At 36.6% G+C, this 12,655-nt stretch carries 11 protein-coding genes; 7 read left to right on the top strand and 4 right to left on the bottom strand.

What is annotated here, in order from left to right:
• Positions 1 to 786 precede the first annotated feature (786 nt).
• The 5 genes from spxA (at position 787) to pepF (ending at position 7,288) form a co-directional block, all read left to right on the top strand.
• Positions 787 to 1,182, top strand: a complete 396-nt coding sequence (gene spxA, locus AC1DUW_RS13350; RefSeq protein ID WP_034314502.1) for a transcriptional regulator SpxA — start codon at positions 787 to 789, stop codon at positions 1,180 to 1,182.
• Positions 1,183 to 1,663: 481 nt separating this feature from the next.
• Positions 1,664 to 2,332, top strand: a complete 669-nt coding sequence (gene mecA, locus AC1DUW_RS13345) for an adaptor protein MecA (RefSeq protein ID WP_053345000.1) — start codon at positions 1,664 to 1,666, stop codon at positions 2,330 to 2,332.
• A 122-nt stretch (positions 2,333 to 2,454) separates the two neighbouring features.
• The gene (gene cls / locus AC1DUW_RS13340) at positions 2,455 to 3,966 is read left to right on the top strand and encodes a cardiolipin synthase (protein WP_053345001.1); all 1,512 of its coding nucleotides are present in this window, start codon (positions 2,455 to 2,457) and stop codon (positions 3,964 to 3,966) included.
• A 103-nt stretch (positions 3,967 to 4,069) separates the two neighbouring features.
• Positions 4,070 to 5,278, top strand: a complete 1,209-nt coding sequence (locus AC1DUW_RS13335) for a competence protein CoiA (RefSeq protein WP_053345002.1) — start codon at positions 4,070 to 4,072, stop codon at positions 5,276 to 5,278.
• Positions 5,279 to 5,470: 192 nt separating this feature from the next.
• Positions 5,471 to 7,288 carry an oligoendopeptidase F gene (pepF, locus tag AC1DUW_RS13330; protein ID WP_477642719.1) on the top strand — a complete coding sequence of 606 codons (1,818 nt, stop codon included), beginning with the start codon at positions 5,471 to 5,473 and terminating at the stop codon, positions 7,286 to 7,288.
• Positions 7,289 to 8,303: 1,015 nt separating this feature from the next.
• Here pepF and AC1DUW_RS13325 read toward each other — a convergent pair.
• The 4 genes from AC1DUW_RS13325 to AC1DUW_RS13310 all read right to left on the bottom strand — a co-directional run bounded on the left by AC1DUW_RS13325 (position 8,304) and on the right by AC1DUW_RS13310 (position 11,101).
• Positions 8,304 to 9,203 carry a ClpXP adapter SpxH family protein gene (locus tag AC1DUW_RS13325; protein WP_083450675.1) on the bottom strand — a complete coding sequence of 300 codons (900 nt, stop codon included), beginning with the start codon at positions 9,201 to 9,203 and terminating at the stop codon, positions 8,304 to 8,306.
• Positions 9,200 to 9,604, bottom strand: coding sequence for a globin domain-containing protein (locus AC1DUW_RS13320; protein ID WP_053345004.1), 405 nt, complete (start codon positions 9,602 to 9,604; stop codon positions 9,200 to 9,202). The genes AC1DUW_RS13325 and AC1DUW_RS13320 overlap by 4 nt, the downstream gene beginning before the upstream one ends.
• A 234-nt stretch (positions 9,605 to 9,838) precedes the next feature.
• Positions 9,839 to 10,498 (bottom strand): lytic transglycosylase domain-containing protein, encoded by a 660-nt coding sequence (locus tag AC1DUW_RS13315; protein WP_407946274.1) that lies wholly within the window; start codon positions 10,496 to 10,498, stop codon positions 9,839 to 9,841.
• Positions 10,499 to 10,522: 24 nt separating this feature from the next.
• A complete protein-coding gene (locus AC1DUW_RS13310; protein ID WP_053345006.1) occupies positions 10,523 to 11,101 on the bottom strand; it encodes a CYTH domain-containing protein in 579 nt (192 codons plus the stop codon).
• A 325-nt stretch (positions 11,102 to 11,426) separates the two neighbouring features.
• Between AC1DUW_RS13310 and yjbM the strand changes: the two genes are divergently transcribed.
• Entirely contained in the window at positions 11,427 to 12,047 is a 621-nt protein-coding gene (gene yjbM / locus AC1DUW_RS13305; RefSeq protein WP_053345007.1) for a GTP diphosphokinase, read from the top strand.
• A gap of 51 nt (positions 12,048 to 12,098) precedes the next feature.
• On the top strand, positions 12,099 to 12,655 hold a 557-nt coding region (locus AC1DUW_RS13300), incomplete at its 3' end, for an NAD kinase (protein ID WP_477642718.1).

The raw sequence follows: 12,655 nt of genomic DNA, 5'->3' as shown, positions 1-12,655 counted from the left end.
CGATGAAAATCGAGTTTGTCTACAGTTTTTTTGAGGGGTTGTAAAAATTCGAACGTTGATTTCCACTCCAGGCACTCGCTTTCCGCGGSCGGTCCGGGAGCCTCCTCGGCGCCATTGCGCCTGCGGGGTCTCCCTTGGACGCGCTTTTCCCGCAGGAGTCTCGTACCTTCCGTTCCAATCAACTTTGTTTTAACATTTAGATAGAACTCCTTTTGTCTACAAACTGAGAGTCGGTATATTACCGGCTCTTTTCTTATGTATTTTTTGCTGGGCTACCGAATAAGAATTAACTTCTTGAATATTTACAAATCCACCCCATTCTGATTCTTTTGATTTACCTTTTTTTTATGTTTATGGTTATATGTGCTAAAAGAATGGTTTTTTAAAAGAAAGGAGGAATTTGTTCTTCATTAAAGAAAATATATTAAAATGAACTTGTTTATTGACAAGGAATGGGGGTAAATAAAAGTAACGAACTAATTATAAAAATATGAGGGTTAAGATGAGAGTTAAATGAGAATGATAGCTAGGTATTTTCAATTAGAAAAAGTGGATTAAAATGTATTACATAAAAAAATGAATTAGCTATAGTACAGGCTAAACAAGAAGTTTTAAAGGATTTTTTCAATTTTGAAAAAGGGTATTCATTTTAAATAAATTAGTGTATAATTAACATTATGAAATACTTATTTAAAATTATTTCAAATTAGAGTGGTACTTATGAATACTAATAGTAGATTTCCCCTCATAGATCACCGATTCTATATTTAGGGAGTGTGAGTAAACATGGTAACATTATATACATCGCCTAGTTGTACTTCATGCAGAAAAGCAAAAGCATGGTTAGAGGAACACGAAATTGGATATAAAGAGAGAAACATTTTTTCAGAACCGCTTACTATTGATGAGATTAAAGAGATTCTGCGTATGACTGAAGATGGTACGGATGAAATCATCTCAACAAGATCAAAAACTTTCCAAAAATTAAACGTAAATTTGGAGAGCCTGCCTCTTCAAGAATTATATAAATTGATTAAGGAAAATCCAGGACTGTTAAGACGTCCAATTATCCTTGATGAGAAAAGGCTTCAAGTTGGATATAACGAAGATGAGATTAGACGCTTTTTACCACGTAAAGTTCGTACGTTCCAGTTACGAGAAGCACAACGTATGGTCAATTAATAAGGTTTTCAAGCTCTGCCGAGAATTGTGCAGAGCTTTTTCTTTATACATAACTGAATTCGCACTTAAATTTCACCTTTTAATCTGGATTTTAGGAAAATGCACCTTTTTGATATTCGCATTCGATTTGGCTACAGTTGGTCACCTTTAAAGATAAAAGGTGAATGTAACTCGCGATTTTGTGTATATAATAGAACATAAACTTTAGCATTAACTAAAATTAAAGGAAGCTCCGATATAGTTGCATGCGGATGAATTTTTTTATAGAATGAATGGAATATTAGGCAAACAATTGTTTTTTAGAAAAGTAATGTTTTTTATTTCCCTTCTTAAAGGTTTTGTCATAAAATGATGTAAAATAGTCTGTTTTAATGACTAACATGATTTACAGTATTCACTTACGGGTAAAGAGCTTTTAAGAGCAATTTTCGCTTGGGGGTTATTATCCCTTCAAAATGAGAAAGGAAGGGAGAGGGGAATCATGGAAATCGAACGCATTAATGACGATACAGTTAAATTTTATATTTCCTATATAGATATTGAGGAAAGAGGCTTTGATCGCGAAGAGATTTGGTACAGTCGTGAAAGAAGTGAGGAGCTTTTTTGGGAAATGATGGATGAAGTGCATCAAGAAGAGGAATTCATGATTGAAGGACCTTTATGGATTCAAGTTCAAGCTCTTGAAAAAGGCTTGGAAGTTTTGGTCACAAAAGCCCAACTTGCCAAAGATGGTCAGAAACTCGAGCTGCCTCTTTCAGAAGATAAATTAAAGGATTTGAATGTATCAGAGAAGATGGATACACTTCTTGACCAACATTTTCATGATAAGGATGAAGAAAGCGGTATTACCTTTGAAGATGGAATGATTGAGTTCATCACAATATTCGAAGATTTTGAAGATGTTATTTCTTTAAGTAAGCGTCATGGCTTGGATAGCTGGACAACGAAACTTTATGTTTATCAAAATAAATATTACCTCTATATCGAATTTTCCGAGGCCGAAATTGACGAGGAAGAAATTGATAATATTTTAAGTCTTTTATTGGAATACAGTCAGGAGTCACCGATAACCGTACACATGCTAGACGAGTACGGTAAAATAGTGATAGAAAATGATGTATTCGCAACGGTTGATAAATATTTCGTATAACTAATAACTGTGGAGCCGATTTCAGTAGAAATCGGTTTTTTCGCCCTAGAATGAATATTTTTACCTTAGACAGGAAGTTCTTATTAGAGTGTGCCTGTGTTTGTTAATTGGAGGTAGTCTAGGTGAAGAATAAAGTCGGCATTAGTCTGCTTATTCTCTTGTTGGGTAGCACATGGTATTTTCTATTAAAGGAGGTCAATGGAGGGCTTTTCGGTTATTTCAGTCTGATATTGACTCTTTTCTTGGTGATTATTGGATTTATCATCTTCCTCGAAAATCGGGATCCCGCCCATACCATAGCGTGGCTTGTTGTATTTGGTGCTTTCCCAATTATCGGTTTCATGTTTTATTTTTTGTTTGGACGTAATTTCCGGAAAGAACGGATATTTCGTAAGAAATATTTTTTAGATAAGCAAAGTTTCGTAAAAATAGACAGCGAAGCAGAACTTAATTATCGGAAATTTAAGGAGATGGAGGAGCACCCCCAGAAGTTATTTTCTCTTGCACAAAGGCTTGGGAATAGTCCCATCTCATTTACAACTGAAACTCGAATTTTAACAAATGGAGAGGAAACATTTTCTAATATCATCCAGGAATTAAAAAAAGCCAAACATCATATCCATTTAGAATATTATATTGTTAGGGATGACCATATTGGTGGTGTTCTAAAGGATGTATTGATACAAAAAGTAAGAGAAGGGGTAAAGGTTCGTTTTATATATGATGCGGTTGGCTCTTGGAAGTTAGCCAGATCCTATATTTATGAGCTGAGGAATGTAGGGGTCGAAATTGTTGCTTTTGGCCCGCTGCGTCTCCCTCTATTAAATAATAAATTCAACTTTCGTAACCATCGAAAAATAATTGTGATAGATGGGTCTGTCGGTTTTATGGGGGGACTCAATATAGGTGATGAATATTTGGGACGTAATCCGAATTTTGGATTTTGGCGTGATACGCATCTTATGGTGAAGGGAGAAGCAGTAAGGACGTTACAGCTCATTTTTTTACAGGACTGGTATTACAGTACCGACCATAGCTTTTTATCGGATGAATATCTCCAAACGAGCCTGCCGCTTCATCATGAACATGGTGGTGTACAAATGATTGCAGGTGGTCCGGATAGTGAGTGGACAATCATTAAGAGCATTTTTTTTAAGATGATTACATCTGCAGAAGAGTCTGTATGGATTGCATCTCCTTACTTCGTTCCTGATGACGATATTTTTCAGGCATTAAAGGTTGCCGCTTTGAGTGGTTTGGATGTCAGGCTGCTCGTTCCGAAGAACCCTGATAAGCGTATTGTATTTCATGCTTCCAGAACGTACTTTCCAGAAATGCTTGCGGCTGGAGTCCGGATTTTTCAATATAATGAAGGGTTCATGCATAGTAAAATTGTCATCGTTGATCATCAACTGGCTTCAATTGGGACAACCAATATGGATATGAGGAGTTTTCACTTGAATTTTGAGGTCAATGCCTTTCTCTACCGGACGGAAAGTACACAACACCTGGTGAATGACTTTTTGGAAGATATAAAGGTTTCACAAGAAGTGAATATAGATGAGTTCACCAAACGGAATATGGGGTTGAAAATACTTGAGTCCACTTGCAGATTACTTTCACCACTTCTTTAAGTGCTTACATCTTTTAATGCCGATCAGGCATTTTTTTTTTGCTTAAATTTAAAAGGAATCCTATGTGATAATAGCGAATGGATATAAATTAAAGAGGTGATGTATGATAACTGCGATAAAAAAGGATGGGACTTGGATTACCCTTCCTGAAAAAATGACAGCAAACTTGCTTGCTGAATTGAGAATGTCAACAGATTATTACTGTCCGTGCTGCAAAGCAGAAATGACAATCAAGGCTGGAATGATTAAAATCCCCCATTTTGCCCACAAAAATAAATCTTCGTGCCGCGCTTCGTCGGAACCGGAATCCGCTTATCATTTAATGGGGAAAAGAAAATTGTTTCATTGGTTTTTATCACACCACTATCAAGCTGATTTAGAAGCCTACCTTCCTGAAATAAGGAAAAGGGCAGATATCTTAGTAACGATAGGAGGTATACGCTATGCAGTAGAATTCCAATGTTCCGTTATTTCCGAGACTGAATTCATAGAACGAACAAACGCCTATCAAAGTGTCGGTATCAAACCAATTTGGATCCTAGCAGCTAAACACTTGAAAAGAAGGAATCTGCATGAATTCAGTTTATCAGGCTTTCATTGGTTGTTTGTTACTGGCAGCTACCATCACCCGTTTCTTTGGATGTATTGTCCAGAAACTAACCAATTATCAGCTTTAAAAAACCTCACCCCTTTTTCCCCTAGAAACGTGTTTGCCGAATTAACTACAGCTTCATTAGTGATACTCCCACCTAGTCAGATATCGCCTCGAAACTGCTTCAGCTTTCCTTTTCTACCTGCTTGGAGAAGTAAACGAAAAAACTGGTGCCTTCACCGTATGAAAACTGCACAGAGAAGTGATTCATTTTTCCAGGGACTCTATTCACATCATATTTCGCCTGCGACGATTCCTATTGAAATAGGGGTGCCGGTTAGAGGAATGCTTTTGATCGAAACACCGCCGATAGAATGGCAAGCGTGGCTTTACATGGACGTGTTTCAAAAGAAAAGGCCTGGGGAAAAGATTATTATGAATGATGTTATCTATTTTTTTAAGAAGCGGGCAAAAAACGGAGGAATAAGGTTCAGATCATTGCCCTTGCTTAAGAAAATAGACATAGAGTATCCTGTTAGGCAATATATTCAGCTTTTAGAGCAAATGGGTTTAATATCAGAGTTGGAAGAAGGGGTTTTTAAAGTTGTGAATCATTTCTCCCTTCCTTCGAATAGTGATGAAAGTCAAGTGATGGAAAGAATTTTTTATAATGAGCATAGGTTGATGATAGAAAAGGGGAATATCCATAATAATGAGTGATACCATCGCGATTTACCTTGAATTCAGATGAAAGGGCAGGATTATTTTTGTTAATGGAGAAATAGTAAGAAGAAGGATTTTTATACTTTAAGAAAGCGTGATTGTTGTATATAGTAAATACAACGTTCAATCCGGTTTAAGGAAAGGGTTAGCTAACTGGAAAGTTTTCTATAGAATGGAGAGGAAATTATTATGACACAAGAAACAAAAGTAAATACATTGCCCTCAAGAAGTGAAATTGCAGCTGAAGATACTTGGAGGCTGGAAGATATCTTCGCGACTGAAGAAGACTGGGAAGCTGCCTTCAAAGCTGTAAAAGAAGACCTTAAGAAAGCGGATGTGCACAAAGGAACATTAGGTGAAAGCGCTGAAAAGTTATTTAGAGCCCTGCAATTCCAAGATGAAGTATTTGAGAAGCTAGGGAAAGTTTATTCTTACTCACATATGCGCAATGATCAAGATACAACCAATCCTTTTTATCAAGGAATGGAAGACCGTGCAAAAGCTTTATACGCCCAGGCAGCAGCGGCATTTTCTTATATGGTTCCTGAACTATTGAGTATTGACGAAAGCAAAGTGGCTGGATTTTTAGAAGAAAAAGAAGAATTGAATTTATATAAACATTCATTGGAGGAAATTAGTCTTCAGAGGCCTCATATCTTGTCTGCTGAGCAGGAAGCTTTATTGGCACAAGCATCAGAAGTACTCGATGCATCAGGTAATACTTTCGGCATGCTTAACAATGCAGATTTGAAATTCCCGACCATCAAGGATGAAGAGGGGAATGAAGTGGAAATAACTCACGGAAGGTACATTCGTTTCCTTGAAAGTGAAGATCGTCGTGTACGTGAGGATGCATTTAAAGGGGTATATAGTAAGTATGGAGAGTTTCGCAATACATTTGCTTCAACCCTGTCAGGTGAAGTGAAGAATCATAATTTCAATGCGACAGTTCGAAAATATGATTCGGCACGCCATGCGGCTTTAAGTAACAATAACATTCCGGAGACCGTATACGATAATCTCGTTAAAACAGTCAATGACAATTTGCCGTTACTGCACCGTTATCTTGAATTACGTAAAAAAGTATTAGAATTAGATGAACTTCATATGTATGATTTATTCACTCCGCTTGTAAAAGAAGTGAAAATGGAAGTGACATATGAGGAAGCGAAAGATTATGTCCTTAAAGGCCTTGCTCCACTTGGGGAAGACTATTTAAATGTTTTAAAAGAAGGATTTGAAAATCGTTGGGTTGATGTGCATGAGAACAAAGGGAAACGAAGCGGTGCCTATTCCTCTGGTACATACGGGACGAATCCTTATATTTTAATGAACTGGCAGAATAACGTGAATAACTTATTCACTCTCGTTCATGAGTTTGGGCATTCGGTCCATAGCTTTTATACACGTAAATATCAGCCATACCCATACGGAAATTACTCTATTTTTGTAGCAGAAGTTGCATCGACATGTAACGAAAATCTATTGAATGATTATTTATTAAATACAATCGAGGATGAAAAGAAACGCATCTATTTATTAAATCATTATTTAGAAGGCTTCCGTGGTACGCTGTTCCGCCAAACGATGTTTGCTGAGTTTGAACATACAATTCATTTGAAAGCTCAAAATGGAGAGGCATTAACAGCAGATATGCTTACGAAGGAATATTATGAACTAAACAAGAAATACTTTGGAGAGAATGTAGCCATTGATGAGGAAATCGGTCTGGAATGGGCTCGAATTCCACATTTCTACTACAATTACTACGTTTATCAATATGCGACTGGTATCAGTGCAGCTACAGCCTTAAGCAAGCAAATTCTAGAAGAAGGAGAACCAGCTGTCAAAAGGTATTTGGAGTTCTTAAAATCAGGAAGCTCCGATTATCCAATTGAAGTTCTCAAAAAGGCTGGCGTCGATATGACAAAAGCAGAGCCAGTGCAAGAAGCCATGAATGTATTTGAAGAAAAATTAAATGAGTTGGAAGAACTTTTGGCTAAATAAGAATCGGAAAAAGGACCCGCATAGATGCGGGTCCTTTTCAGCTTTCGTTATAATCCTCTAAAACGATTTCTTTGATTCAAACTGTGAAGAATAATGAAAAAAACAAAAAATAAAATAGGGGAGGTGAAATACAGAGGAATGAGATTCATGATACCGAGTAGCTGGACGAACAGCGACCCTATTAAGAGAATTAGTAAAATAGTGCCTTTCAATTTGGCCACCTCCAACCTGATAGAAGTAGAAAATCTGAAGCCTCCTTATAAGATTTTATGTTTTAGAATAGGCAGTATTCTAAGAATATGACAATAATGTGAAATGACGCACAAAGTGCTTGCGTTAGATAAGTATTATCTGATATAGTACAGATATAGAAGTTATCACATCCAAACATATACCCCTTTGTTTGATCGTCGTGAAATTTCTCCCATCCCCTTTGTTCGTATAAATAGATGAAAACTCCGGCAAATTTCGCGATTTGCCGGGGTTTTTTTCATTAGAAAATATACAATCCATACTTTCAGTGATAAATATAGTAAAAAATGCAGGTATTTAAGGGAATTCACTTCTGTAAATTGATTTTGAGATCTGTGAATACGTTTGCAAAAAATATTATGTTTTATTAATAAAAAATATACAAATACATAAAAAATAAGAAGGGTGGCGTGAATATATTGTGAACTTTTTCACAATATATTCACGCCATCTTCAATTATAAAATGAATTTTCAACACTTATTTTGAAAAAGGCTCCAAATCAAGGGTTTTTTGATTATATTAATAAGGAACTGCAAATATAGAAAAAATATTTTATGTACAAATTGTGAAATGTTACACAATGTAGTTGAAATAAAGGTGGGTTATCTGTTATATTATTTATTGTGAAGTGAATCACAAACAAACTTATACCCCTTTGTTTGATCGTGAAAAGTTCTCCGATCCCCTTATTTCTTATAAAAAAACCATGCAAATGATTAATTTGCATGGTTTTTCCCTTTTTATAGTTAAAAAAGAAGCAGTCATTCTAATGACTGCTTCTCTGTATATCTCCAAAATGTTCCGTATTTAGCTGGGATTTTTTCAGCAACTTGTTTTAAAACAAGTTTCTTCATTTCTAACTCGACGTTATTTTTGTTCATATTGTAAACCGTTTCGATTTCTTTAGTAGCAACTAGTTTAAAACAACTTAAAAATGCTTCGAGCGATGGCGGTTCAGCAGGGGCAGGAAGACCATTCAGCATGTCTTCCAAAATTTGTACATATACCTCGTAAGAATAGACACCCGAAACTTTTATTCCTTCTTCTTCAATATTTTGATTAAAAAAGACAAGCGATGGTATTTCTGTTACTTCCATTTCGCTTGTGATTTTTAAGTCACATTGAAAGCCCTTTGCTGCACTGGAAGAATTGATATCATGTAGAAATTCCTCAACATCTAATCCTACGGTTTTGGCACAATCGGTCAGGACTTCAATATTAGAAATATCCCTTTTTCCAATGAATACATGCTCTTGAAGCTGTCTTAAAAAGCGAATCGCTAGTTTTCTGCCCTGTAATTCGGCTGCTTTAATGGCAATGGAAGCTGAATATGGAGAAGAGATTGGGTTTTCTAACCAAAGGCTTCCGTCACAGGACATTCCCGAGCGGCTGGCAGTCTTTTCCCAAACTTGAGCAAGGTTTTCGTAATTTTTATTTTTCCCCATATTAAGAGAATCGATTTTACCGCTTAAAACATGGCGTAAGCTGAATAATTGGCCATATTCTATCTGTAATTTTCTTATAATTGGTTCTAAGCCCCAGCACTCGGGACAAAGTGGATCAACAAAAACATAAATTTCAATTGGCTTTTTTCCTATATCATAACAATGCTGTGTCTTTATCCAATCGGAAATATTGAAAACTGGTTTATGTGCGCTCAACTGTCTTCTCCTTTCCCGTCCATACCGGATGTATTGATCATATGTTGTGCCGTCAAATAGAGGCGGTGATAGAAAAACTCCCGTATTTCACCCTCAAGGCCTACTTCGTCCATAGCTTGATACATGCAGGAAAGCCATGCTTTCGCACGTTCTGGTGTTATTTCAAAAGGTATATGTCGAGCCCGCAACATAGGATGACCGTGTTCTTCAGTATATAAAGAGGGTCCACCTAAATATTGAGTCATAAATTGTTTTTGTTTACGGACCGTTTCTGTTAAGTCGTCAGGGAAAATCGGCTGCAAATCCGGGTGTTGACTAACGTTGGAGTAAAACACATCAATTAACTTGTGTAATTGCCCTTCTCCAATTAATTCATATGGTGTAGGGTTCCCTTGCATCATGCTGATTACTCCTTTTAAAAGAAAGATGGTTGATATTTATTCATATTTTAACAATGACGTACTCATAAAACAATTATATAGCTTGAAGAAAGTTTTACATCTGTATTATGACAAGGGAAAATAAATAAAAAAACCGCTTTTTTGGCGGTTTTTTAAATCTGTGTGAGGTGTAAATATAGCTATATCTTTCCACTAAAAAAAGCTGACCCAATTAAAATTAAGGGCCAGCTTTTTTTAGCTAGAAAATGTGGTGAAAACTTTTTGAACATAGTTTTGTGTTTCTTTAAAAGGTGGAATGCCGTTATATTTATCGACATTACCTGGTCCGGCATTATAAGCAGCAAGGGCAACTTGGATATCTCCGTTATAACGAGTTAGCATTTGGCTCAAATATTTACTCCCACCCATAATGTTTTGTTCTGGATCTGTGATATCATCCACACCTAGGCTACGGGCAGTTGCGGGCATTAACTGCATAAGGCCTGCAGCACATGCATAGCTAGTAGCTTTAGGATTAAAGTTCGATTCTTGTTTAATAACTGATTTAATTAGTTTTTCTGGGAGATTATATAAAGTGGCCGCCTGCCTGATGATGTCATCATAATTTGTAACAGTTTCGCTAGTTTTATGGCTAGTATTGGTGGTTTTTAACGGATTTATAGATGTCAGGTTGGTGGATTGAAGAATGGATTTTGCTTCAGTTTCCACATTAGACAGCAAGGATCCCAATGACTGCGATGTACCTTTTAAAGTATCACTCGAAACCAGTTCCGACAGCATGTCCTGGAAAATGGATTGAGATGAATTAGTATTTGTGATGTCGCCAGTTGTGAATTTCTGGATGGACAGCAGTTCAATAAATGTCTTGAAATCTTGGATTTTCAAACGCTCCACCTCCAAATTTGGGTTTGGTCAGGATTAGTCCTGGAATTTGGCCATATAAAACCTCTTAACTTTATTTTCGGTTTTTCTTACCGGAATTTGAAGGGTTTCTAGGAGAGTAAGGAAAATTTTTTTTCCAGTTTCAGCATCTGTTACTTCGTATTCAAGCTCAAAGTCTTCCTGATTCACATACAAACTGTGGTCTAAAACAAGAATCCCTCCTTGGTATGGAAATTCAAAACGGTCTGTTTGTAGGGTCCCAAAGCAAGTAAACTCATTAGGATTGAGCCCGCTTTTGAGAATTAGATGCTTGATTGGCCCTTCAGGAAAAGTATTATGGTTTAGAAATAAATAAGCGGTTTCCTTAGTTATATCTTGATTCGTTTCTAATAGTCCTTCTGTTGCCGGTTGTTTTAATGTTAGCTCGTATCGTTCATTTTTTTCCCTGATTCGAAGTGCAGAGTTTTGATTTTTTAAATTGAATTTCAATGTATCAAAATAATGATTTTGCTGAGATTTAAAGTTCGAGGTGTTGATTTGAAAATAATCAATTAGTTGACTAAACTCCTTTTCATTTAAAAGGTTTTTAAATTCAATTTCAATATGCTGGTTCATGTGTTTCCTTCCTTTCTGCCTGTTATCTTAGATTAATCATATAAGAACCATTCCTGCTGTCAAATTGACTACAATAATTTTTAGTTATTGTACTTGAATATTTAGGAATCAATTGCCGGATATGATAAAATATAAACGTTAAGCATGATGAAGTGGATTACAGTATATAGGGAAATTATACATATAATTATTTCTGGACGATTTTAAAGATCCATGTGTAAAGGCAGTTAGCTATAGAGCTGCCGGATTAGAGAGAAGAATCGAAGCGTCCTGCCCATACCAGAGTTGAACAGGCGCTTTTTCGATAGATATAGGTGGTGTGGCAATGGAGAGTTGGGACGATTTCTTGGCGCCTTATAAACAGGCTGTTGAAGAATTAAAGGTTAAGTTAAAGGGATTAAGGAAACAGTTTGAAAGAGAGAATATTCACTCGCCTATCGAATTTGTAACAGGCAGAGTAAAGCCGATTGTCAGCATTTTGGATAAGGCGAGTCAGAAGGATATTCCGATTGATAAATTAGGCACTGAAATACAAGATATCGCAGGCCTTCGGATGATGTGTCAGTTCGTGGATGATATCGAACAGGTTGTAGAGCTTTTACGCGGTCGCAATGACTTCGAAATAGTCGAAGAGAGGAATTATATTTCTCATAAAAAAGCAAGCGGCTACCGTTCTTATCATGTTGTCATACGCTATCCGGTTCAGACAATTCATGGCGAGAAAAACATTCTTGCTGAAATTCAGATTAGGACCTTAGCGATGAATTTTTGGGCGACGATTGAACACTCGTTAAATTATAAATATAAAGGTATTTTTCCGGAAGATATTCAAATACGGTTGAAACGAGCAGCAGAAGCAGCATTTCTGCTGGATGCAGAAATGTCGCAAATACGTACGGAAATTCAGGAAGCACAGCGTCTTTTTTCAAGAAAAAAAGATTCTTAAAAACGATAATAGTGAAATAAGAAGAAATCTAAAATAGTAAGGTGGGATTATATGAAATTTGCGATTACGTCAAAAGGAGATGCGAAATCTAATACTTTAATGCAAAGGATGAGAACGTATCTTCAGGACTTTCATTTGGAATATGACGAAGATCAGCCGGATATTGTAATTTCGGTCGGTGGTGATGGTACATTGTTATATGCTTTTCATCGTTATAAGAACCGCTTAGATAAGACAGCCTTCGTTGGAGTACATACAGGTCATCTTGGGTTTTATGCAGATTGGACCCCGGATGAAATTGAAAAATTGGTGATAGCATTAGCAAAAACACCATTTCAAATTGTTGAATATCCGCTACTTGAAACTATTGTCCGATATCAGCATGGAGGGCGTGAAGCAAGATTTTTGGCATTAAATGAATCTACAGTCAAAAGTGTTGAAGGAACCCTTGTCATGGATGTGGAAATACGTGGCCAGCACTTTGAGACGTTCCGTGGTGATGGTTTATGTATTGCGACACCGTCAGGAAGCACAGCTTATAATAAAGCGCTTGGGGGAGCGATTGTCCATCCTTCGATTGATGCAATCCAGATTACCGAATTGGCATC

This window comes from Peribacillus sp. P4_C12, from assembly GCF_056402095.1.
The sequence above is the reverse complement of the archived record's forward strand: the minus strand, read 5'-3'. Positions and strand labels throughout refer to the sequence as shown.

What these genes read in the sequence shown, in the direction of transcription:
- spxA (WP_034314502.1), top strand. Translation starts at nt 787, where the DNA reads ATGGTAACATTATATACATCGCCTAGTTGTACTTCATGCAGAAAAGCA.
- mecA (WP_053345000.1), top strand. Translation starts at nt 1,664, where the DNA reads ATGGAAATCGAACGCATTAATGACGATACAGTTAAATTTTATATTTCC.
- AC1DUW_RS13335 (WP_053345002.1), top strand. Translation starts at nt 4,070, where the DNA reads ATGATAACTGCGATAAAAAAGGATGGGACTTGGATTACCCTTCCTGAA.
- pepF (WP_477642719.1), top strand. Translation starts at nt 5,471, where the DNA reads ATGACACAAGAAACAAAAGTAAATACATTGCCCTCAAGAAGTGAAATT.
- AC1DUW_RS13320 (WP_053345004.1), bottom strand. Translation starts at nt 9,604, where the DNA reads ATGATGCAAGGGAACCCTACACCATATGAATTAATTGGAGAAGGGCAA.
- AC1DUW_RS13310 (WP_053345006.1), bottom strand. Translation starts at nt 11,101, where the DNA reads ATGAACCAGCATATTGAAATTGAATTTAAAAACCTTTTAAATGAAAAG.
- yjbM (WP_053345007.1), top strand. Translation starts at nt 11,427, where the DNA reads ATGGAGAGTTGGGACGATTTCTTGGCGCCTTATAAACAGGCTGTTGAA.